Consider the following 20,820-nt stretch of genomic DNA (forward strand, 5'->3'; position numbering starts at 1 on the left):
GCGTAGAGGTCAGGGGAACGGCCATGAGCGACAGGCTCGACCATCTTTTCGAAGCGTTGCGGCGAGAGCCGAACGCGGAATTGCCAGGACTGGAAGGCCAGGTCTGGGCGCGGATCGACGTCTGGCGGGAGCATCGCCACGCGTCGATCGCGCTCGCCCCCTTGCGCGCGGCCTCGGTGGTTGCGGCCCTGGGCCTGGGCGTCGTCGGCGGCAGCCTGGCGGCCAACGCCAGCGGGCGCGCGCCGGTGGAAATCTCGGCCTTTTCGGTCGACGCCCACTTGGCCCCTTCGACCCTGCTGATCGGCCGCTGAGATGCCCAGAATTTCTCGCGGCGCTATCTTGACCGTGGTCTTGGCGCTGTTGGCCGGGGTGGCCGGCGGATGGCTCGGATCGGGTCGTTTTCTATCCCAGCGCCCGGCGCCGTCCCTGCACGAGATGGTCCACCACGAGCTGAAGCTGACCCCGGATCAGGATCGCCAGATCGACGGGCTGGAGCAGGATTTCGCCGTCCGCCGCCGCGCCCGCGAAGCCGAGCTGCGGGCCGCCAACGCCCAGCTCGCCGCGGCGATCCAGACGCGCCATGAGTACGGGCCCGAGGTCGAGGCCGCGGTCGAGCGCTTCCATGCCGCCATGGGGGCGCTGCAGCTCGAGACGGTCCAGCACGTGCTGGCCATGCGCAAGGTGCTGACGCCCGAGCAGGCCGCCAAGTTCGATCGTCGCGTCAGCGAGGCGCTCACCAACGAAGCGCCGTGACCTCCGGGACGGACGAGGATGACGACGGAGCGCTGGCCCGGCGGGCGGCGCTGGGCGACGAGCGCGCCTTCACCCGGTTGATGCGCCGCCACAAGGGCCCGTTGCACGCCTTCGCGCGACGTCATGTCGGCGATCCCGAGGCGGCGCTCGAGGTCGTGCAGGAAAGCTTCGTGGCCGCGTGGAAGGCGCTTGGCCGCTATGATCCGTCGCGGCCCTTCGGCGCCTGGATGCGGACGATCGTGCTCAACAAATGCCGCGACCGGGGGCGGCGGTTGCTGGTGCGTCGGCTGATCCTGGGGGAGCGGTCGATCGACGCGCCCGGCGCGCCCGACTACGCCGACCCCGCTCCGGGACCCGAAGCCGCCAGCCTTCGCGCCGAGCAGCTGGCGGGCCTGAAGGCGGCTATCGCCCGTTTGCCCGACCAGCTGAAGGCGCCGTTGATCCTGACCTATCTGGAGGGCTATTCCCAGCAAGCTGCCGCTGACCTGCTGAAGCTCAGCGTCAAGACGGTCGAGACGCGGGCCTATCGCGCGCGCAAGCGACTGGCCGACTGGATGGACAAGCCCTGAATTTCGCCTCGGCCGGTGAGGGAGATCAAGGCGGGCCGCGTAGCGTCCGTTAAGATCKCGCCGCGCGTCCGTCTTTCGCCAGCGCGCCATCGCCAAAAGGGCTGTCATGCATCGACCCGGTACGGCTTTCGACCGCCGCCGCTTTCTTCAAACCTTGGCCATCCTCGGTGGCGGGGCGACCTTGACGAGCCTGCTGCCCAGTTGGGCGTGGGCGGCCCAGGGCGACGATCCGGGCCGTGCGCCGTCGGCGCTCTCCGGCGACGACATCAAGCTGACCATCGGCCACACGCCGGTCACGGTGGACGGCCAGGCCGCGCACGCCGTGACGATCAACGGCACGGTCCCCGGCCCCCTGATCCGGCTGAAGGAAGGCCAGCACGTCCGCCTGTCGGTGACCAATGCGCTGGACGAGGAGACCTCGATCCACTGGCACGGCCTGCTGGTGCCGTTCCAGATGGACGGCGTCCCCGGCGTCAGCTTCCCGGGCATCAAGCCGGGCGAGACCTTCGTCTACGAGTTCCAGGTCCGGCAGTCGGGAACCTACTGGTACCACAGCCATTCGGGACTGCAGGAGCAGATGGGCCACTACGGTCCGATCATTATCGATCCCGCCGGCCAGGATCCGGTGGCCTTCGACCGCGAGCACGTCGTGGTCCTGTCGGACTTCAGTCGGCTGCACCCGCACCAGATCTTCAAGAAGCTCAAGCAGCAGAGCGGCGTCTTCAACGACCAGCGCCAGACGATCGCCGGCCTGCTCGCCGGCCGGGACCAGACCCTGGCCGAGCGCCTGGACTGGGCCAAGATGCTGATGGACCCGACCGACATCTCGGACGTCACCGGGGCGGCCTATACCTTCCTGGTCAATGGCCATGGACCGAAGGACAACTGGACGGCGCTGTTTTCGCCGGGCGAGCGGGTGCGCCTGCGGTTCATCAACGCCGCGGCCCAGTCGGTCTTCAACGTCCGCATCCCGGGGCTGCGGATGACCGTGGTCGCCGCCGACGGTCAGCCCGTGCGCCCGGTCGAGGTCGACGAGTTCCAGATCGGCAACGCCGAGACCTACGACGTCATCGTCCAGCCGACGCAGGACAAGGCCTTCACCATCGTCTCGGAGTCGGTCGACCGCTCAGGCCTTGGCCGCGCCACCCTGGCGCCGCGCCCGGGCATGAGCGCCGAGGTCCCACCGCTCCGCGAACGCCCCCTGACGACCATGCGCGACATGGGGATGGACATGGGGAGCATGGACATGGGCGGCATGGATCATGGGGCGATGGCCGCCATGGACCATGCGGCCATGGGCCATGGCGCCATGGTGGCCAAGCCCCTACCGGGCATGGCCGCGCCGCGCCCGCGCGGAAGCGACGTCATGGGCAAGATGGAGGCCGGCGGCATGGACATGTCCATGCGCAATCCCGACAACGCGCCGCAGGTCAAGCTCGGCCCCGGCGTGCAGATGATCGCCCCGATGCCGATGGACCGCACCGCCGAGCCGGGGCAGGGGCTCGAAAGCGTCGGCCACCGGGTCCTGGTCTATCGCGACCTGGTGGCGCTGGAGGCCAACGCCGACACCCGCGCGCCCGAGCGCTCGCTGGAGATCCACCTGACCGGCAACATGGAGCGGTTCATGTGGGGGTTCGACGGGCGCAAGTTCAGCGACCGGCCGCCGCCCTACGCCTTCCGCACCGGCGAGCGGGTGCGGGTCACTCTGGTCAACGACACGATGATGGCCCACCCGATCCACCTGCACGGCCACTTCTTCGAGCTGACCTTCGGGCCGGCGGGCTATCTGCCACGCAAACATACGGTGATCGTGCTGCCCGGCGGGCGCGTGAGCTTCGACTTCACCGCCGAGCGCGGCGACTGGGCCTTCCACTGCCACATGCTCTACCACATGCACGCGGGGATGTTTCAGGTCTTCAGCGTGCGCGACACGAGCCCGGAGGGCGCGCGATGAAGGTCTCCCTGATCGCTCTCCTGCCGACCCTGTGGGCGGCTCCGGCCTTGGCGCAGCACGCCAGCCACCACGCCGCGCCGACCCCGAGCGCCCAACCCGCCCAGACCAGCCCGAAACCGACCGCCGACCCGCACGCGGGCCACGACATGGGCGCGATGCCGAAAGCCGACGCCGCGCCAGCCCAGGCCGACCCGCATGCTGGACACGACATGAGTGCGATGCCAGGAATGGCCGCCCCGAGCCCGACGCCCGAAGGCGCGCCGCCGCTTCCGGATCACGAGACGGCCGCGCCGCCACCGCCCGCCGACCACYTGGCCGACAAGGTCTACGACCCCGCCGCCATGGACGGCGCCCGCGCCCTGCTACGCGAGGAGCACGGCGGCGCGCGGCTCTCGAAGGTCATGGCCAACCTGGTGGAGTACCGGGCGGGCTCCGGCGCCGACGGCTACCACTGGGATGGCGAGGCCTGGTTCGGCGGAGACCTGAACCGCTTCGTCCTCAAGTCCGAGGGCGAGGGCGACCGCCACGGCGTCGAAGCCGGCGAAGTCCAGGCGCTCTACTCCCGGGCGGTGGGCCTCTACACCGATCTGCAGGTCGGCGTGCGCCAGGACGTCGAGCCCAAGTCGCGCACCTACGCCACGGTCGGCTTCGAGACCTTGCTACCCTATTGGGTGCAGGCCAGCGGCGCGCTGTTCCTGTCCAACAAGGGCGACGTTCTGGGTCGGGCGGAGGGGGCGATCGACTGGCGCTTGACCCAGCGCCTGGTTCTGCAGCCGCGCGCCGAGCTGAACTTCGCCGCCCAGGACATTCCCGAAACCGCGACCGGATCGGGCCTGTCCGAGGGCGAGCTGGGCCTGCGCCTGCGCTACGAGGTCCGCCGGGAATTCGCGCCCTATGTCGGGGTGAGCTGGGCCAAGCGCTTCGGGCGCACCGCCGACTATGCCCGCGCCCAGGGCCGCGAGGTCTCGGACACCAGCTTCGTGGTCGGGGTGCGCGCCTGGTTCTAGGGGGCTATTGGGCGGTGATCGGCGCCAGGCGGCCCAGCCAGGCCACCAGGCCCAGCACCGCCAGGCCCGCGCCGAATTCCAGATAGAGACTACGGCGCAGCGCGCTGACCGCCGCGCCCGCTTCGGCCGGGTTGGCGACCGCCGCCCGCAGCGCGGGCGTCAGCCGGAAGCGGTTGGCGGCGGCCAGGGCGACCATGGCGGCGAACAGGATGAGCTTGAGGACCAGCAGGCGGCCATAGGGCGTCTCCGCCAGCCCCGGCCACCCCGACGGACCGACCAGGAACCAGCCGTTGACCAGGCCGCTGGCGACCAGGGCGGCGACCAGACCCGAGCCCAAGCCCGAGAAACCCGCCAGGGCGGCGTGGAAGGTCGCGCGGCGGTCCTCGCCAAGTCGCGCGTCGCCGGCGAGCATGACGAAGAAGGCCAGGGCCCCGATCCACACCGCCGCGGCGGCCAGATGGACGACGTCGGCCAACAGGTGGAGACCGCCGGCCGCGCCTTCGGTCGCCGCGCCGTGCCCCATCCAGGCCATGCTGGCGGTCGCGACCGCGCCGAGGGCCGCCGCGCCGATCCAGGCGCCGCGACCCGGCCGGAGCACGAGCAGGAGAACAAAGGCCAAGGCCGCCGCCAACGCGCGGACCAGCGACGCCACGCCCATGGCCATCTCGGTCAGCACCGAGACGAGGCTGGACGGGTCAAGCGCCGCGCCTAGGGAACCAGCGACGACCGCGGTTTGCAGCAGCAGGCCCGCGATGCTGGCGAGCACGAGCAAGGCGGCGGCCCCGGCGAGCAGCCGGCGGGGCCATCCCAGAGTCCCGGCGCTGGCGGGGCCGCTGGCCGGCAGTGCGTAGATCGCGAACAGCGCCCCGCCCGTCAGGACAAAGCTCGCCGCGTACTGCGTCCATCGCAGCAGGACGACCCCGGTCTCCATCGCCTATTTCACCGTGAAGGCGACGACGCCGTCCATCCGGTGGCCGTCGTCGGCCGCCGCCGCGCGCCAGTTGATCTTGTAGGCCCCGGCCGCCAAGCGGCCCTTGGGAACGCCGGCAATGACCTTGCGGTCCTGGGAAATCGACGTCTTCACCGGCGCAGTCTTGCCGTCGGCGGTGGTCAGTTCGAAGGTCGAGAACGCCGGGGCGAGCTTCTCGTTGAAGGTCAGGCGGATCGCCTTCGGCGCGGCCACGGTGGCGTTGGCGGCGGGATCGGACGCCACGAGCTTGGCGTGGGCGCTGGCTTGGCCGGCGCTCAGGACCGAGACTGAAAAGACGGCGGTGAGGAGGAGGGCGCGGAAGGCCATGAGGGGGTCCTGTCGAGTTGCGGTTTCGCCTAGAGGTCTACGCAGGACGGAACCCTACCCCTCGCCGGATCCACGTCTCACAGCCGGACCGCCCTGAGCCGAAGCGCGTTACCGACCACGCTGACCGACGACAGCGCCATGGCGGCCGCGGCGATGGCCGGCGACAGCAGCCAGCCGAACACCGGATACAGCACGCCCGCCGCGATCGGCACGCCGGCCACGTTATAGGCGAAGGCGAAGAACAGGTTCTGACGGATATTGCCCATCACGGCCCGCGAGAGCCGCCGCGCCTTGACCAGGCCCTCCAGGTCTCCGTGCAGCAGGGTGACGCCGGCGCTCTCGATGGCGACGTCCGACCCCGCGCCCATGGCGATCCCGACCTCGGCGGCGGCTAGCGCCGGCGCGTCGTTGACGCCGTCTCCCGCCATGGCGACCTTGCGGCCCTCGGCGCGCAGGCGCTTGACCACGGCGGCCTTCTCGTCGGGCAGCACGTCGGCCTCGACCTCGTCTATGCCCAGCCGCCGGGCCACGGCCTGGGCGGTCGTGCGGTTGTCGCCGGTCAGCATGACCACGCGCACGCCATCGGCCTTGAGCGTCTCGACCGCCTTCTGGGTGGTCGGCTTGACCGGGTCGGCGATGGCCAGGACGGCAGCGACCGCGCCGTCCACGGCCAGATAGATCGCGGTGGCGCCGTCCTGCCTCAGCGCCTCGGCCTCGTCGGCGAGCGGTCCGGCCGGCACGCCTTGCTCGTCGAGGAAGCGGGCCGAGCCGATCGCCAGGGCCCGGCCGTCGACCTTGCCCACCACGCCCTTGCCCACAGGGGAGTCGAAGTCTTCCGGAAGCGACAGCGCCACCCCGCGCGCCGTCGCCGCCCGCACGATCGCGTCGGCCAGCGGATGCTCGCTGGCCCGCTCGAGGCTGGCGGCCAGGCGCAGGATCTCGTCCTCGGAGAAGCCCGGCGCGGGCCGGATCGCCGTGACGGCCGGACGGCCCTCGGTCAGGGTGCCGGTCTTGTCGACGACCAGGGTGTCGATCTTCTCGAAACGCTCCAGGGCCTCGGCGTTCTTGATCAGGACACCGGCGGCCGCGCCGCGACCCACCCCGACCATGATCGAGATCGGCGTGGCCAGGCCCAGGGCGCAGGGGCAGGCGATGATCAGCACCGAGACGGCGGCCACCAGGGCGAAGGCCATGCGGGGCGGCGGGCCCACCACCGCCCAGACGCCGAACGCGATCAGGGCCGCCAGGATCACGGCCGGGACGAACCATCCCGACACGCGGTCAGCCATCCGCTGGATCGGCGCGCGGCTGCGCTGGGCCTCGGCGACCATGGCCACGATCCGCGAGAGCAGGGTGTCGGCCCCGACCTTGTCGGCGACCATCACGAACGAGCCGGTCTTGTTCAGCGCGCCGCCGATCACCTTGTCGCCGGGCGACTTGTGGACCGGCATGGATTCGCCGGTCACCAGGGATTCGTCGACCGAGGCCTCGCCCGCCACGACCCGCCCGTCGACCGGAACCTTCTCGCCGGGTCGGACCCGCAGGTGGAAGCCGACCTGGATATCCTCGACAGCAATCTCCAGGTCTTCGCCGTCCTGCACGCGCCGCGCGGTCTTGGGCGAAAGGTCCAGCAGCGCCTTGATGGCGCCGGAGGTGTTCTCGCGGGCCCGCAGCTCAAGCACCTGGCCCAGAAGCACCAGGACGGTGATCACCGCCGCGGCCTCGAAATAGATCGGCGTGGAGCCGTCGGGGCGGCGGAAGGCGGCCGGGAACACCTGCGGGGCCAGGGTGGCGACCACGCTGTAGGCCCAGGCCACGCCGATCCCCATGGCGATCAGCGTGAACATGTTCAGCTGGCGCGTGACCAGCGAGCGCGCGCCGCGCTCGAAGAACGGCCAGCCGCAGCCCAGCACCACCGGGGTCGCCAGAAGCAGCTGGGTCCAGCTCGACACGCCTGGCGGCAAGTGAAGGGTCATCAGCCCGACGTGGCCGCCCATCTCCAGGGCGAAGACCGGCAGGGCCAGGACAAGGCCGATCCAGAAGCGGATCGTCATGTCCCGCAATTCGGGATTGGGCGCCGTCTCGGCCGTGACCGTCACCGGCTCGAGCGCCATGCCGCAGATCGGACAGCTGCCCGGCCCCGGCCGCCGGATCTCCGGGTGCATCGGACAGGTGTAGATCGCGCCCGGCGCGGCCTTGACGATCGGGGCACTTGGCGAGGCGCGGCCGTCGCGGTGGCGGCGCCCGTCGTGATTGGCTGAATCCGTCATCCGCTTCCCTCGATACACCGCGCCATCATGAGCACTACGCACCTCGGAGCGTTTGCCCTCGTTGCGCCAAGTCAAAGCGGTCGCCGCCGGGGGGATCGTCAGTGACGGTTTTTCTTCGCGGACGTCAATTTTGTCTGAGTATAACCTCGACGCATCGGTGACGACGCCGGCCTGGCCCGAGAACGCGGCGGCGCCCTAGGGGCGGTTCCCCTTAAAGTAGGACAAAACGGTGATGAGCGCGCCGAGCGCGGATCGGTGGAAACCCTCGCCCAGAGTGGCGACGGCTCCTTGGGAATCCTCTCAAGCCCAGTGACTATTAATAGTATCAATCCTATTGACGATCGTCGCCGACGCGGGCACGTCTAGTCCGACAAAAGATGGTCACGGGGAGAACGCCCCGTGCGGGATACTGGGAGGAAATTATGAAACGCCTTGCGTTTATGCTGTCGGTGGCGCCGATGGCGCTGTTGGCCTTGCCCGCCATGGCGCAGACGACGCCCGCCGGTCAGGTCTTGTCCGACAAGTCGGTTCCGGCCAGGACGGCCGTTGCGACGAACGATTCGGCCGTGACCGAAGTCGTCGTGACCGGCCTTCGCCAAAGCCTGCGCTCGGCGCAGCAGATCAAGCGCAACTCCGACGCCATCCTCGACGCGGTCGTGGCCGAAGACATCGGCAAGCTCCCCGACAACACCGCCGCCGAAACCTTGGCGCGCCTCGCCGGCGTCCAGGTCGAACGGTTCAGCGACGAGGCCAATCGCGTTCTCATCCGCGGCCTGCCGGACGTGGCCACCACGTACAACGGCCGCGAAATCTTCACGGCCGAGCTGCGCCGCGTGCAGCTGCAGGACTTCCCGGCCCAGGCCCTGGCGGGGATCGAGGTCTATAAGTCCGGGACGGCCGACATCGTCGAGCCTGGCCTGGCCGGCCTGATCAATGTCCGCACCCGCCGTCCGTTCGACTTCAAGGACTGGTTCGTCGGCGGCGGCGTCCGCGGCACCTACAATGACCAGACCAAGAAGCGCGACCCGAACGGCAACATCCTGGTTTCGGACCGCTGGGACACGCCGATCGGCGAGATCGGCATCCTGGCCAACGCCACCTATGCCCAGTCGCAGTACCGCAACGGCGTGCGGTACAACAACCAGGGCATCGCCACGGTCAGCCCCGCCTCCAGCGTCTCGCCGGCCAGCGTCGGCCACAACTTCCGCTATCCCTATTCCGTCGGCCTCTATAACGACGGCGGCAAGCGCTACCGCCCCTCCGGCAACGTCGCCATCCAATGGCGGCCCACCGACAAGCTCGAGGTCTATTTCGACGGCATCTACCAGGGCTATCGCGGCCGGCAGGCGACCGACAACCTCGACGTCAATCTGCGCGACTGGGATTCGACCGTCAGGCAGGATCCGACGCTGACGAACGTCACGTTGGTTCCGGGGACGACCGACCAGGCGGCGGGCTTCACCAAGACCGGCGGCGTCGCGCCCCAGGCCTATCGCTCGACCGGCGCCGACCACACCAACACCTATCAGGGCGCGTTCGGCGCGACTTGGCGCGGCGATCGCCTGACCCTGTCCACCGATCTGGCCTATGAGGATAGCGAGTACGAGGCCCGCAACTGGAGCCTCGACAGCGCCTTCGCCTCGCCGCCGACCGTCGTCGTCAAGTTCAACGAGAAGGACGGCGCGGCCTTCGACCTCACCGGCTTCGACGCCTCGAACCCGGCGAACTACCTGTGGCGCGGCTATTACGAGCGGCACTACATCGCCAAGGGCAGCGGCGTCCAGTGGCGCGGCGACGCGGTGTTCGACACCGGGGCCTCGTGGCTGCCGGAGATCAAGTTTGGGCTGCGCTACACCGATCGGGACGCCTCGCTGATCCAGGGCTCGCGCTACGCGTGGGTGCTTCCGCTCAAGCTCCCGCTGGCCGGGCTCCCCGTCGGCCAGCTGCAGATGGTCGAGGATCCGTTCCGCGGCAATTCGCAGGGCTTCACCCAGTACCTGATGCCGACGCGCGACGGCATCGCCGGCAACACCGCGGGTCTGCTGCAGCGCTCGGTCGCGGCCCTGCAGCAGCTGGTGGCCCTGAACCCCAATGACCAGGGCTACAAGGACACGTTGAAGGCCTTCGGCAGCGCGGACGTGCCGCTGGACCAGGGCGGCGCCTTCAGCGCCACCGAGCAAAGCTACGCCGAGTACGCCCAAGCCAAGTACAACTTCGACCTGGGATCGGTGGCGATCGACGGCGTGGTCGGCGTCCGGGTCGTCCAGACCCTCGGCGAGTATTCCGGCACGTCGCGGGTCTCGGCCAACGGCGTCACCACCCTGATCCCGCGGACCATCCGGCAGAACTACACCGACGTGCTGCCGAACGTCAGCATGCGGATCCGGCCAACCGACAAGCTGCAGCTGCGCCTGGGCTACACCCAGACGCGCACCCGCGTCGATTTCGGCGCACTCAATCCCGCCCTGAACGTCTCGCAAGTGGTTCGAGACCCGACGCAGCCCATCGACCCCAATGCGCCCGTGCAGCCGAACGCCTATGGCTCGGGCGGCAATCCCGATCTCCTGCCGCTCACGTCCAACAATTACGACGTCAGCGCCGAGTACTATTTCTCGAGCACGGGCAGCATTTCGGTCGCGGGCTTCTACCGTGACCTCTTCGGCTTCACGAGCAACTACACCCGACGCATCCAGGATCCCGTCTACGGACTGATCGAGATCAACCGTCCGGAAAATTCCGGCGCGGGCAAGATCAAGGGCTTTGAGATCAACGCCCAGACCTTCCTGGATTTCTTGCCTGACGCGCTGAAGGGCTTCGGCGTGCAGGGGAACGTCACCTATGTCGACGGCAAGAACCAATTCCCCAGGACGCTCGGCGGAGACGCCGCCTATGTCCGCATCACGGGCCTGTCCAAATGGACCTACAACGCCGCCGTGTTCTACGAGCGCAATGGCGTGACGGGACGGCTGTCGTACAATCGCCGCTCGCCCTGGGTGAACTACTACCGCCAGGCCGCCGACGGCTCGCAATATACCGGCGTGGGCATCAGGGCGGTCTCCCGCCTGGACGCCTCGTTGAGCTATGACGTCTCCAAACACCTGACCGTCAGCGCCGACGTCTCGAACCTGCTGGCCAAGCCGTTCGAGAACTACAACAACTACGAGACCAACCGGGCCTATCCGGTCGATGTCCGCTACGAGGGCCGGTACTACGGCCTGGGCCTGCGCTTCCGCTTCGGCGAATGACGCATGAGAGGCCGGCGGTCCCGCCGCCGGCCTCTTCACCGCCAGTCTTCCGACCGACCGTGAAGGTCCATGGCGACCCCGGCCGCGCGTGCGCGCCGAAGGGCCGCCATCGGCGTGTCTAGGTCAGCGCCAAGGCGTACGCCCGGCGAAATGATGTCAGCGATTTTAGGGGGAGAATGGTCGGGGCCCAAAGCTTTGAACTGCTTTGAGCCCCGATGGTGCCACGACAGGGACTCGAACCCTGGACCTCAGCCTTACCAAGGATGCGCTCTACCACTGAGCTACCGCGGCGAAGAGGAGGGGCGTATAGCGAGGAGAATCGCGGATGCAAAGCCCTAAATCACCTTGACCGCTGATCTTTGACGCCGCACCCCCAGCGCATGCCGATCAGCGACGACAAATCGATCCGCGAGGCCAAGCTCGCCGAGGCCCTCAGAACCAATCTCCGCAAGCGGAAAGCCGCGGCGCGTGGGCCGTCCAACGATTCCGACCCCGCCATCGAGGCCGCCCAAGCGGCGCCGCGGCCCTATAACGTCGTTCGAAAACTGCTGGGGATAAATCACCGGGACGGCAGCCGGGTCGAACTGGTGGTCGAGCTTTCCGCGCCGTTTCCGAATCCGGACGGGGAGGGCTGGGCGGCGGCGGTGCGGCTGACCGGGGCCGCCGGTCCGTTCGACACGGAAAGCGGGAAGGCGGCTTTCGGCCGCGACGGGCTGGCGGCGACCCGCAAGGCGATCGACCTGGCCCAGGTGGCCCTCGACCTGGCCAGCACGACCCACGACCTGCGCTGGCCCGACGACGAGCGGCCCTACGATCTGTCGGCGCCGATTTAGCGGCCACTTAAGATGGGGAGGGCCTTGCAACCCCTCTTGCAACGGATAGAACCCGCCCCTCACATGTGAGCCGCGCGGCGACCCCCACCCCCGCGCGTTCGAGGGACCTGAATGGATCGCATCGCCATCACCGGCGGCGCGCGGTTGAACGGGACGATCCCGGTCAGCGGCGCCAAGAACTCGGCCATCAAGCTGATGGCGGCCAGCCTGCTCACCGACGAGCCGCTGCGCCTGACGAACATGCCGCGCCTGGCCGACACCCGGTTCCTGGGCAAGCTGCTGAGCCGTCTCGGCGTCAGCGTCACCGAAGCCGACGGCGCCGACGGCCAGGAGACGGTTCTCCACGCGCCGGAGATCACCAGCGGCTTCGCGCCCTATGACCTGGTCCGCCAGATGCGCGCCTCGTTCAACGTGCTGGGCCCGCTGGTCGCCCGCTCGGGCCAGGCCAAGGTCTCGCTGCCCGGCGGCTGCACCATCGGCGCGCGCCCGGTGGACCTGCACCTGCAGGCCCTCGAGGCCCTGGGCGCCAAGATCGACCTGCACGAGGGCTATGTCTACGCCCAGGCCCCGCGCGGCCTGAAGGGCGCGGAGATCAGCTTCCCGTTCGTCTCGGTGGGCGCCACCGAGCACGCCATGCTGGCCGCCGTGCTGGCCGACGGCGTCACCGTGATCCACAACGCCGCCTGCGAGCCGGAACTGGTCGACCTGCAGGAGTGCCTGAACGCCATGGGCGCCAAGGTCGAGGGCGCGGGGACGCCCACGGTCACCATCACCGGCGTCGCCCGGCTGAAGGGCGCGACCCACGCGGTGATCCCCGACCGGATCGAAATGGGCACCTACGCGGTCGCGGCCGCCATGGCCGGCGGAGAAGTCCGCCTGACCAACGCTCGTCCGGGCCTGATCGACAACCTGCTGATCAAGCTGGAAGAGGCCGGCGCCGGCGTCGAGCACACCGCCGACGGCTGCATCATTCGCCGCAACGGCGACCGCCTGAACGCCGTCGACATCGAGACCCAACCGTTCCCGGGCTTCGCCACCGACCTGCAGGCCCAGTTCATGGCCCTGATGACCACCGCGAACGGCGAGAGCCGGATCCGCGAGACCATCTTCGAGAACCGCTTCATGCACGCGCCCGAGCTGATGCGCCTGGGCGCCGACATCTCGGTTTCCGGCGGCGAGGCCCGCGTGCGCGGCGTCACTCAGCTGGAAGGCGCCGAGGTGATGGCCACCGACCTGCGCGCCTCGGTCAGCCTGGTGATCGCCGGCCTCGTCGCGCGGGGCGAGACCACGGTCAGCCGCATCTATCACCTGGACCGCGGCTTCGAGCGTCTCGAAGAGAAGCTGGGCGCCTGCGGAGCCCAGGTCCGTCGCATCACCGGCGACGGCGAGGCGGAGCTGTGAGCGTGGCCGAGACGGGCAAACCGCTGCGGCTGCTGGCCCAGGACGCCGAGGACCTGGCCGTGCTGTCGGCCGCCCTGCAGGACGCCGTGGCCAAGATCGGCGACATCCGCTGGGACGCCCAGGGACGGACGCTGACTCTGGCCTGCAACCGCTTCCGCTGGGAAACCCCGGCCGGCAAGAAGAGCGGCAAGCAAGGCGAGCGCGTGCGCTCGGCCCTGCAATTCGGCGACGTCGCCGGCGTCCAGGCGCGCAACCTGCGCCGCGACGCCAAAGGCGCGATCGTGGAGCTGCTGTCGATCGGCTTCGAGCCGGCCGAGGAAGCCCCGGCCGGCGTGGTCACCCTGACCTTCGCGGGCGGCGGCGACTTGCGGCTTACGGTCGATTGCCTGGACGTGGCCCTGGCCGACGTCTCCGAACCTTGGGCGACGCCCCGGACCCCGGGGCACGCGGACTAGGAACGCCCGCGCGAACGGTGAATTCAGGCGCCTGCCCATTTCGTGGGCGGCGCCTTTTTTCTGGTCTTTCAGCGAGCAGGCGGGCCGCTCAGGATTCGTCCCACGCGCTAGTGATCGGCCGGCCAATTCGCCGGAGGCGCGAGCGGTGCTAACTTGACGCCACGCGCCCGTCAGAGGCGCGAGCTTGTCAGGGAGGCCAGCATGGCCAGAAGGACAGCCTATGCGACTGGGGAAACCCAGTCGATTTTCTTCCGTGCGTGCGACATCACCAAGCCCGAGCCGCCGGTTCTGCGCCATGGCGGGCCCTGCTTCGACTGGGGCCGCGCGACGCTGGTGGCGCTGTGCGTCGTGTTCTTCGCCGGGCTGGCGACGCTGGCCTACGCGGCGCTGGGGTGATCCTTATCCCTCTCCCCTTGCGGGAGAGGGTGGCCGCCGAAGGCGGTCGGGTGAGGGGTTGAAGAAAGCATCCGCCGCGACGGCGGTCGATGCTGGGCGCCAAGCCGGCGGACTGTCGACCCCTCATCCGTCGGCTCCGCCGACACCTTCTCCCGCAAGGGGAGAAGGGGAGGTCCATTTTTCACGGCGCCAGCCGAACGCCGTTCCGCCACCTTGCCCCATCCCCCCAACCGCACCTAAGCTTCCCCCGCGTCGAGGCGGGGGCCGGCGCGCGTTCGCGATTTCAACGCGCCCACGCGGAGAGCCGCATGCGCGCGCCCGACAGCGATCTGTGGAACGAGGACCTGGCCCCGACCAGCGCGGCCCAGCGCACCTGGCGCTGGCGGCACTTCGCGGCCCTGTGGCTGGGCATGGTCATCTGCGTGCCGGCCTACATGCTGGCCTCGGGCCTGATCGAGCAGGGCATGTCGGCGGGGCAGGCGGTGGCGACCGTGCTGCTGGGCAATCTGGTCGTGCTGGTCCCGATGCTGCTGATCGGCCACGCCGGCGCGCGCTGGGGCGTGCCCTACGCGGTGCTGGCGCGGGCCTCGTTCGGCTGGAAGGGCGCAAGGATCCCGGCGGTGGCGCGGGCCGTGGTCGCCTGCGGCTGGTACGGCATCCAGACCTGGATCGGCGGCGGAGCCTTGCTGACCCTGCTGGGCGTCATCGTCGGCAAGAAGCTGGAAGGCGCGCCGTTGCCGCTGCTGGGCATCGGCGTCGGCCAGCTGCTGGCCTTCTTCGCCTTCTGGGCCATCCAGCTCTTGTTCGTCACCAAGGGGCTGACGGCGGTGCGCAAGCTCGAGACCTGGACCGCGCCGATCAAGGTCCTGATCTGCGGCCTGATGGTCTGGTGGGCGGTGTCCAAGGCTGGCGGCCTGGGCCCCATCTTCCACCAGCCCTCGGCCTTCGTCGAAGGCGGCCCCAAGGCCGGCCAGTTCTGGAGCGTCTTCGCGCCCGCCCTGACCGCCATGGTCGGGTTCTGGGCGACCCTGGCGCTGAACATTCCCGACTTCACGCGCTTCGCCCGGGCTCAGTCGGACCAGATCATCGGCCAGGCGGTGGGCCTGCCCGCGCCGATGGGCCTGCTGGCCCTGGTCAGCGTGGTGACGACCTCGGCCACCACCCTCGTGTTCGGCAAGGCGATCTGGGACCCGGTGCAGCTGGCCGGCGACATCGGCGGCGTCGCGGTGGTCGTGGGCCTGCTGATCATCAGCCTCGACACGGTGTGCTGCAACATCGCCGCCAACCTGGTTGGCCCCGCCTACGACTTCTCGGCCCTGTGGCCCAGCAAGATCAGCTATCGCACCGGCGGCTGGATCACGGCCGGGATCGGCGTGCTGATCATGCCCTGGAAGCTGCTCGAGACCACCCAGGGCTACATCTTCACCTGGCTGGTCGGCTACGGCGCCCTGCTGGGGCCGATCGCCGGCATCCTGATCGTCGACTACTGGCTGGTGCGGAAGGCTGAGCTGGCCGTCGACGACCTCTATGTCCGGGACGGGGCCTACGCCTATCGCGGCGGCTGGAACCCGGCGGCGCTGGTGGCCCTGACCCTGGGTGTCCTGCCGAACCTGCCCGGCTTCCTGGCGGCGGCCGCGCCGCATGTGTTTGGCGGCGTGGGCGGGTTCTGGACCGGGCTCTATACCTATGCCTGGTTCGTTGGCCTGGCGATCGCGGCGACGGTGTACGGGGTGATGATGCGCGGCAGGGCGTAGGGGCGCTTGCAGCCTTTCTCACTTGCCTCTCGGCGCAAAAGCCGCATTTAAGCGCCCATGCGTCGCTTCTCCTTTTCCGATCCCGGTTTCGCCGCCGCCTTCAAGGCGTTCCTCGACGAGCGTCGCGGCTCGCCGGCCGATGTCGACGCCGCCGTGGCCGACGTGCTGGAAGCCGTGCGCGTCAACGGCGTCGAGGCCGTGCTCGACTACACCCGCCGCTTCGACAAGGTCGAGCTGACCGCCGAGACCATCCGCGTCACGCCCGAGGAGATCGAGCAGGGCGCCGCCGACACCCCCGCCGACGTGCGCGCGGCCATCGCCTTCGCCGCCGCCCGGATCCGCGCCTACCACGCCCGCCAGCGGCCGGCCGACCAGGCCTGGACCGACGAGGCCGGCGTCGAGCTGGGCTGGCGCTGGACGCCAATCGAGGCCGTAGGCGTCTATGTCCCCGGCGGCCGCGCGGCCTATCCCTCGACCGTGCTGATGAACGCCGTGCCGGCCCAGGTGGCCGGCGTCGATCGCATCGCCATGGTCACGCCGCCGGGCAAGCTGCAGCCGGCGGTGCTGGCCGCCGCCAAGGAAGCCGGCGTCACAGAGATCTGGCGCGTGGGCGGGGCCCAGGCCGTTGCGGCCCTGGCCTATGGCGCCGGTCCGATCCAGTCGGTCGACAAGATCGTCGGCCCCGGCAACGCCTATGTCACCGCCGCCAAGCGCCGCCTTTATGGCGTGGTCGGCATCGACGCCCTGGCCGGCCCGTCCGAGATCGTGGTGGTCGCCGACCGGGACAACAATCCCGACTGGATCGCCGCCGACCTGCTGAGCCAGGCCGAGCACGACCCGGCCGCCCAGTCGATCCTGATCACCGATGACGAGGCCTTCGCGGCCGCCGTCGAGGCCGCGGTCACCGAACGCCTCAAGACACTGGCCACCGGCGAGGACGCCGCCGCCTCATGGCGCGACCACGGCGCGGTGATCATCGCCCCGCTGGACGAGAGCCCGGCCCTGGTCGACGCCATCGCCCCCGAGCACGTCGAGTTCGCGATGGACAATCCCGAGCGGCTTTCCGATCGCGTGCGCCACGCCGGGGCGATCTTCCTGGGCCGCGTCACACCCGAGGCCATCGGCGACTACGTGGCCGGCTCGAACCACGTGCTGCCGACCAGCCGCGCGGCGCGCTTCCAGTCGGGCCTCTCGCTGTACGACTTCATCAAGCGCACCTCGATCGTGAAGTGCGACGCGGCCTCGTTCGGCATCCTGGGGCCGCACACGGTGGCCTTGGCGACGGCCGAGGGCCTGCCCGCCCACGCCCTGTCAGCGTCGGTGAGGTTGCGTTCCGGCAATTGACGCGCGAACCTCCCGCGTCAGATGAGCACCGACCGCGCCAGCCATAGAATCAAGTCGATCGTGATCGACGAGGACAGCCTCGCGGCCGCGTCGCGCGACCAGGAGCAGGAGCGCCAGGTCGCGATCTTCGATCTGCTGGACGCCAACTATTTCGAGCCGGTCGAGGCCCAGGCCGGGCCGTACGACATCAAGCTGTCGCTGATCGAGAACCGGCTGGCCTTCGACATCTCCGGACCCGACTACGAGCGGCGCCACCTGCTGTCGCTGTCGCCGTTTCGGGGCGTGATCAAGGACTATTTCATGATCTGCGACAGCTATTACGCCGCGATCCGCAATTCGACGCCGCAGCAGATCGAGGCCTTGGACATGGGCCGGCGCGGCCTGCACAACGAGGGCTCGAACCTGCTGCGCGAGCGCCTGGACGGCAAGGTCAAGACCGACCTGGACACCGCCCGCCGCCTGTTCACCCTGATCTGCGCACTGCACTGGCGGGGTTGAGGGTGCTGGAGCCGTTGCCGGACGCGGTGCTGTTCGCCTGCAACTACAACCGCGTGCGCTCGCCGATGGCCGAGGGGCTGTTCAAGCGCTTCTACGGCACGCGGGCGTTCGTCGATTCCTGCGGGCTGAAGGCCGATCCGGCCGGGGAGGGGGTCGACCCCTTCGTGATCGTGGTGATGGACGAGCTGGGCTTGGACGTCTCCGATCACAGGCCCAAGACCTTCGTCCAGCTCGAGGACGACAGCTTCGACGTCGTCGTCTCCCTGACCCCCGAGGCCCAGCACCGGGCGGTCGAGCTGTCGCGTGATCGCGCCGTCCAGATCGAGTACTGGCCGACCCACGATCCCACCCTGGTGGACGGCTCGCGCGAGGCCCGGCTGGAGGCTTATCGCGAGGTCCGCGACACCCTCGCCGAGGCGATCAAGAGACGTTTCGGCGCGCCATCGACGTTTGGGGGGTAATTGCGTTATAGAGGCGCCTCGCCGCGAAGGGCCTCGTCCTGACTCCCCCGTCAGGCGTACCCTCGCGGCAATCTGATTCGTCCCTTTGAGAGGCCTGATGGCTAAGGAAGAACTGCTCGAGTTTCCCGGTACGGTCAGCGAATTGCTGCCGAACGCCACGTTTCGCGTGAAGCTGGAAAACGACCACGAGATCATCGCCCACACCGCCGGCAAGATGCGCAAGAACCGCATCCGCGTGCTGGCCGGCGACAAGGTCCTGGTCGAAATGACCCCCTACGACCTGACCAAGGGCCGTATCACCTACCGCTTCAAGTAGGCCGCCCATGGCATCGCGAATGGCCGCCCAGCCGTCGCTGGTCCTGGCCAGCGCGAGCCCCCGGCGCCTCGACCTGCTGGCCCAGGTCGGCGTTACGCCCGACCGGGTCGACCCCGCCGACATCGACGAGTCCCCGCTGCGCGACGAGACCCCGCGCCGCCACGCCCTGCGCCTGGCGCGGGAGAAGGCGCGCGCCGTCGCCGCCCGCGCGCCGGGCGACTTCGTGCTGGCCGCCGACACGGTGGTGGCCGTCGGCCGCCGCATCCTGCCCAAGGCCGAGACCGAGGCCGACGTCCTCTACTGCCTGAAGCTGCTGTCCGGCCGGAACCACAAGGTGCTGACCGGCGTCGCCCTGATCGCGCCCGACGGCCGCGAGGCTACGCGCCTGGTCGAGACCAGGGTCGGCTTCAAGCGCCTGTCCGACGCCGAGCGTGATGGCTACGTCGCCAGCGGCCAGTGGAAGGGCAAGGCGGGCGGCTATGGCGTCCAAGGCTTGGCGGGCGGTTTCATCACCGACCTGCAGGGCTCGTATCCCAGCGTCGTCGGCCTGCCGCTGTACGAAACCCTGAACCTGCTCTCCGGCCTGGGGTATCGCGCATGAGCGAGCGCAGAGCCTATCTCTATAACGGCGTCGGCGAGACCGTCGGGGTGGTGACCCTGGATGGCCGGCCCGAGCGCCTGTTCGTCGCCTGGCCCACCGACGACCCGCTCGACGCCGAGGGCGTGCGCGGCGTCGCCCGCGTCAGGAAGATCGAGAAGGCCTTCGCCTCGGCCTTCGTACAACTGCCCGGCGGCCAGGACGCCATCCTGCCGCTGCGCCCTGACATGCCGCCGCTGGTCGAGGGCGGGCTCGTCGAGATCGAGATCAAGACCGCCGCGCGCCTGGGCAAGGCCGCCGTGGCCCGCTTTGTCGCCGAAGGGCAGGGCGAACCGCGCGTGCTGGAGGCGGCCGAGACCATCGAGGACCGCCTGCGCCACCTGGTGAAGGCCGGCTCGCCCACGACCGGCGACAAGGCCCTGCTCGCCGTCGAGGAGGCCGAGAGCGACGCCCTGACCACCGTCTTCGCCCTGCCGGGCGGCGGCGACATTGCCGTCGAGCCGACGCGCGCCCTGACGGCCATCGACGTCGATCTGGGCGCGCGGGAGGCGACCGATTCGAAGCGCGCCGCCCGCCAGGCCAACATGGCCGCTCTGAGCGTCGCGGCGCGGGTGCTGCGCTTGAAGGGGCTGGGCGGCATCGTCGTCTTCGACCTGGTGGGCCGAGGCCACGACGGCCAGGCCCTGACCACGGCCGCCCGCAACGCCTTCGCGCCGGACAATCCGGGCGTCGGGGTCGGAGCGATCAGCAAGTTCGGCACGCTGGAGATGATCGTGCCGCGCCGCGCGCCGCCGATTCTCGATCGACTGCTGGGCGAAGGCGGCGCATCGAATCCCCGCTACGTCGCCCGACGCCTGGCGCGCGCGCTGGAGCGCGAGGGCAGGGCGGATCCGGGAGGACGCCTGACGGCCCGCTGCGCGACCGCCGTCGCCGAGGCCTTCGCCGCCGAACTGGACGCCGGCGTGGCCGAGCGCCTGGGTCGGCGTTTCATCATCGAATCCCGATCCGACTGGCCGGTCGATCGCCTGGAGGTGTCCGCCACATGAGCACGGGGTGCCCGATCTGCGGCAAGCCGGTTGATTCCGCCTTCCGCCCGTTCTGTTCCAAGCGCTGCTCGGACGTCGACCTTCAGCGGTGGCTAAGCGATCGCTACGTCGTCCCCGGCGGGGAGGACGATGACGAGAATCCGTCCGCAAATCCCTCGTCCGAAGACATCAACAGGGAATGACAAAAGGGCGCTGGACTTCCAGTTCGGCCTCACTTATAGACCCGGCTCCTCGCTGCACGGCGAGGTCGCCAAGGCGGTTTTAGCCGCCGAAGCCCGGATGCCTGGGTAGCTCAGTTGGTAGAGCAGCGGATTGAAAATCCGCGTGTCGCTGGTTCGATTCCGGCCCCAGGCACCACTTTTCTGGACGCGAAACCTCATTCCGGGTCGCCCTTGCGCCAAGTAGGCCGCCAGGTCGGCCCCGTTGTCGTTTTTCCGTCATGGCGGTCTTTGATCCGCTGGCCCAAGGCCCTATCTGCCAAGTCGGCGGGCGCCTTTCTTCATCGACCGGTGTTTTGTTGCTCTGCTGCAGTGCAGCATAGTTTTTCTCGTTATCTGGGAAAAACCGCCCCTATTTCCGGAAAATCCTTTTGTGCGCTGCGATAGAGGCCGGGTGCGCGGGCC

The 20,820-nt window shown here is 69.4% G+C and carries 21 protein-coding genes and 2 tRNA genes; 19 read left to right on the plus strand and 4 right to left on the minus strand.

Annotated elements, in window-relative coordinates; genetic code table 11:
* Nucleotides 1-23 precede the first annotated feature (23 nt).
* The 5 genes from AC1DSO_RS18530 (at nt 24) to AC1DSO_RS18550 (ending at nt 4,283) form a co-directional block, all read left to right on the plus strand.
* A complete protein-coding gene (locus AC1DSO_RS18530; protein ID WP_477070229.1) occupies nt 24-311 on the plus strand; it encodes a hypothetical protein in 288 nt (95 codons plus the stop codon).
* Nucleotides 312-345: 34 nt separating this feature from the next.
* Complete coding sequence (locus AC1DSO_RS18535; protein ID WP_477070257.1) at nt 346-753, plus strand: periplasmic heavy metal sensor; 408 nt, start codon at nt 346-348, stop codon at nt 751-753.
* Nucleotides 750-1,322: an RNA polymerase sigma factor gene (locus AC1DSO_RS18540; protein WP_477070230.1), complete on the plus strand. Its 573-nt coding sequence runs from the start codon at nt 750-752 to the stop codon at nt 1,320-1,322. The genes AC1DSO_RS18535 and AC1DSO_RS18540 overlap by 4 nt, the downstream gene beginning before the upstream one ends.
* 106 nt (nt 1,323-1,428) lie before the next feature.
* Entirely contained in the window at nt 1,429-3,276 is a 1,848-nt protein-coding gene (locus AC1DSO_RS18545) for a copper resistance system multicopper oxidase (protein ID WP_477070231.1), read from the plus strand.
* A complete protein-coding gene (locus AC1DSO_RS18550; RefSeq protein ID WP_477070232.1) occupies nt 3,273-4,283 on the plus strand; it encodes a copper resistance protein B in 1,011 nt (336 codons plus the stop codon). Before AC1DSO_RS18545 ends, AC1DSO_RS18550 begins: the two co-directional genes overlap by 4 nt.
* 4 nt (nt 4,284-4,287) lie before the next feature.
* On the opposite strand, the gene copD is transcribed toward AC1DSO_RS18550, so the two are convergent.
* The 3 genes from copD to AC1DSO_RS18565 all read right to left on the minus strand — a co-directional run bounded on the left by copD (nt 4,288) and on the right by AC1DSO_RS18565 (nt 7,850).
* Nucleotides 4,288-5,214: a copper homeostasis membrane protein CopD gene (gene copD, locus AC1DSO_RS18555; RefSeq protein ID WP_477070233.1), complete on the minus strand. Its 927-nt coding sequence runs from the start codon at nt 5,212-5,214 to the stop codon at nt 4,288-4,290.
* Nucleotides 5,215-5,217: 3 nt separating this feature from the next.
* Nucleotides 5,218-5,580, minus strand: a complete 363-nt coding sequence (copC, locus tag AC1DSO_RS18560) for a copper homeostasis periplasmic binding protein CopC (protein ID WP_477070234.1) — start codon at nt 5,578-5,580, stop codon at nt 5,218-5,220.
* Nucleotides 5,581-5,657: 77 nt separating this feature from the next.
* Nucleotides 5,658-7,850, minus strand: a complete 2,193-nt coding sequence (locus AC1DSO_RS18565; protein ID WP_477070235.1) for a copper-transporting P-type ATPase — start codon at nt 7,848-7,850, stop codon at nt 5,658-5,660.
* A 422-nt stretch (nt 7,851-8,272) separates the two neighbouring features.
* Here AC1DSO_RS18565 and AC1DSO_RS18570 point away from each other — a divergent pair, with 422 nt between their 5' ends.
* Nucleotides 8,273-11,095, plus strand: a complete 2,823-nt coding sequence (locus AC1DSO_RS18570; RefSeq protein ID WP_477070236.1) for a TonB-dependent receptor — start codon at nt 8,273-8,275, stop codon at nt 11,093-11,095.
* Between the two features lie 216 nt (nt 11,096-11,311).
* Here AC1DSO_RS18570 and AC1DSO_RS18575 read toward each other — a convergent pair.
* Nucleotides 11,312-11,386: transfer RNA gene (locus AC1DSO_RS18575), tRNA-Thr, on the minus strand.
* Nucleotides 11,387-11,475: 89 nt separating this feature from the next.
* Between AC1DSO_RS18575 and AC1DSO_RS18580 the strand changes: the two genes are divergently transcribed.
* From AC1DSO_RS18580 to AC1DSO_RS18640, 13 genes are all read left to right on the plus strand, one after another.
* Nucleotides 11,476-11,928: a hypothetical protein gene (locus AC1DSO_RS18580; protein ID WP_477070237.1), complete on the plus strand. Its 453-nt coding sequence runs from the start codon at nt 11,476-11,478 to the stop codon at nt 11,926-11,928.
* A gap of 111 nt (nt 11,929-12,039) precedes the next feature.
* Nucleotides 12,040-13,329, plus strand: coding sequence for a UDP-N-acetylglucosamine 1-carboxyvinyltransferase (gene murA, locus AC1DSO_RS18585; protein ID WP_477070238.1), 1,290 nt, complete (start codon nt 12,040-12,042; stop codon nt 13,327-13,329).
* A gap of 2 nt (nt 13,330-13,331) precedes the next feature.
* Complete coding sequence (locus AC1DSO_RS18590) at nt 13,332-13,784, plus strand: DUF2948 family protein (RefSeq protein WP_477070239.1); 453 nt, start codon at nt 13,332-13,334, stop codon at nt 13,782-13,784.
* 201 nt (nt 13,785-13,985) lie between these two features.
* Nucleotides 13,986-14,180, plus strand: coding sequence for a hypothetical protein (locus AC1DSO_RS18595; protein WP_477070240.1), 195 nt, complete (start codon nt 13,986-13,988; stop codon nt 14,178-14,180).
* 308 nt (nt 14,181-14,488) lie between these two features.
* Nucleotides 14,489-15,934, plus strand: a complete 1,446-nt coding sequence (locus tag AC1DSO_RS18600; protein ID WP_477070241.1) for an NCS1 family nucleobase:cation symporter-1 — start codon at nt 14,489-14,491, stop codon at nt 15,932-15,934.
* Between the two features lie 57 nt (nt 15,935-15,991).
* Nucleotides 15,992-17,278, plus strand: a complete 1,287-nt coding sequence (gene hisD, locus AC1DSO_RS18605; RefSeq protein ID WP_477070242.1) for a histidinol dehydrogenase — start codon at nt 15,992-15,994, stop codon at nt 17,276-17,278.
* Nucleotides 17,279-17,299: 21 nt separating this feature from the next.
* The gene (locus AC1DSO_RS18610; RefSeq protein WP_477070243.1) at nt 17,300-17,776 is read left to right on the plus strand and encodes a UPF0262 family protein; all 477 of its coding nucleotides are present in this window, start codon (nt 17,300-17,302) and stop codon (nt 17,774-17,776) included.
* Nucleotides 17,777-17,778: 2 nt separating this feature from the next.
* Nucleotides 17,779-18,237, plus strand: a complete 459-nt coding sequence (locus AC1DSO_RS18615) for an arsenate reductase/protein-tyrosine-phosphatase family protein (protein WP_477070244.1) — start codon at nt 17,779-17,781, stop codon at nt 18,235-18,237.
* Between the two features lie 97 nt (nt 18,238-18,334).
* Nucleotides 18,335-18,553, plus strand: a complete 219-nt coding sequence (gene infA / locus AC1DSO_RS18620) for a translation initiation factor IF-1 (protein WP_004617696.1) — start codon at nt 18,335-18,337, stop codon at nt 18,551-18,553.
* 7 nt (nt 18,554-18,560) lie between these two features.
* Nucleotides 18,561-19,154 carry a Maf family protein gene (locus AC1DSO_RS18625; protein ID WP_477070245.1) on the plus strand — a complete coding sequence of 198 codons (594 nt, stop codon included), beginning with the start codon at nt 18,561-18,563 and terminating at the stop codon, nt 19,152-19,154.
* Nucleotides 19,151-20,197 (plus strand): ribonuclease E/G, encoded by a 1,047-nt coding sequence (locus AC1DSO_RS18630; RefSeq protein ID WP_477070246.1) that lies wholly within the window; start codon nt 19,151-19,153, stop codon nt 20,195-20,197. Before AC1DSO_RS18625 ends, AC1DSO_RS18630 begins: the two co-directional genes overlap by 4 nt.
* Nucleotides 20,194-20,379 (plus strand): DNA gyrase inhibitor YacG, encoded by a 186-nt coding sequence (locus AC1DSO_RS18635; RefSeq protein WP_477070247.1) that lies wholly within the window; start codon nt 20,194-20,196, stop codon nt 20,377-20,379. The genes AC1DSO_RS18630 and AC1DSO_RS18635 overlap by 4 nt, the downstream gene beginning before the upstream one ends.
* Before the next feature lie 99 nt (nt 20,380-20,478).
* A tRNA-Phe gene (locus AC1DSO_RS18640) sits at nt 20,479-20,554 on the plus strand.
* The last annotated feature ends 266 nt before the right edge of the window (nt 20,555-20,820 follow it).

The sequence above is a fragment of the Caulobacter sp. P4_E5 genome (assembly GCF_056401555.1).

Excerpts from the sequence above, each read along its gene's own strand:
- copC (WP_477070234.1), bottom strand. The coding sequence starts at position 5,580 with ATGGCCTTCCGCGCCCTCCTCCTCACCGCCGTCTTTTCAGTCTCGGTC.
- infA (WP_004617696.1), top strand. The coding sequence starts at position 18,335 with ATGGCTAAGGAAGAACTGCTCGAGTTTCCCGGTACGGTCAGCGAATTG.
- AC1DSO_RS18595 (WP_477070240.1), top strand. The coding sequence starts at position 13,986 with ATGGCCAGAAGGACAGCCTATGCGACTGGGGAAACCCAGTCGATTTTC.
- AC1DSO_RS18565 (WP_477070235.1), bottom strand. The coding sequence starts at position 7,850 with ATGACGGATTCAGCCAATCACGACGGGCGCCGCCACCGCGACGGCCGC.
- AC1DSO_RS18610 (WP_477070243.1), top strand. The coding sequence starts at position 17,300 with ATGAGCACCGACCGCGCCAGCCATAGAATCAAGTCGATCGTGATCGAC.
- AC1DSO_RS18630 (WP_477070246.1), top strand. The coding sequence starts at position 19,151 with ATGAGCGAGCGCAGAGCCTATCTCTATAACGGCGTCGGCGAGACCGTC.
- AC1DSO_RS18530 (WP_477070229.1), top strand. The coding sequence starts at position 24 with ATGAGCGACAGGCTCGACCATCTTTTCGAAGCGTTGCGGCGAGAGCCG.
- AC1DSO_RS18580 (WP_477070237.1), top strand. The coding sequence starts at position 11,476 with ATGCCGATCAGCGACGACAAATCGATCCGCGAGGCCAAGCTCGCCGAG.
- AC1DSO_RS18545 (WP_477070231.1), top strand. The coding sequence starts at position 1,429 with ATGCATCGACCCGGTACGGCTTTCGACCGCCGCCGCTTTCTTCAAACC.
- murA (WP_477070238.1), top strand. The coding sequence starts at position 12,040 with ATGGATCGCATCGCCATCACCGGCGGCGCGCGGTTGAACGGGACGATC.
- AC1DSO_RS18625 (WP_477070245.1), top strand. The coding sequence starts at position 18,561 with ATGGCATCGCGAATGGCCGCCCAGCCGTCGCTGGTCCTGGCCAGCGCG.
- AC1DSO_RS18600 (WP_477070241.1), top strand. The coding sequence starts at position 14,489 with ATGCGCGCGCCCGACAGCGATCTGTGGAACGAGGACCTGGCCCCGACC.
- copD (WP_477070233.1), bottom strand. The coding sequence starts at position 5,214 with ATGGAGACCGGGGTCGTCCTGCTGCGATGGACGCAGTACGCGGCGAGC.
- hisD (WP_477070242.1), top strand. The coding sequence starts at position 15,992 with ATGCGTCGCTTCTCCTTTTCCGATCCCGGTTTCGCCGCCGCCTTCAAG.
- AC1DSO_RS18635 (WP_477070247.1), top strand. The coding sequence starts at position 20,194 with ATGAGCACGGGGTGCCCGATCTGCGGCAAGCCGGTTGATTCCGCCTTC.
- AC1DSO_RS18570 (WP_477070236.1), top strand. The coding sequence starts at position 8,273 with ATGAAACGCCTTGCGTTTATGCTGTCGGTGGCGCCGATGGCGCTGTTG.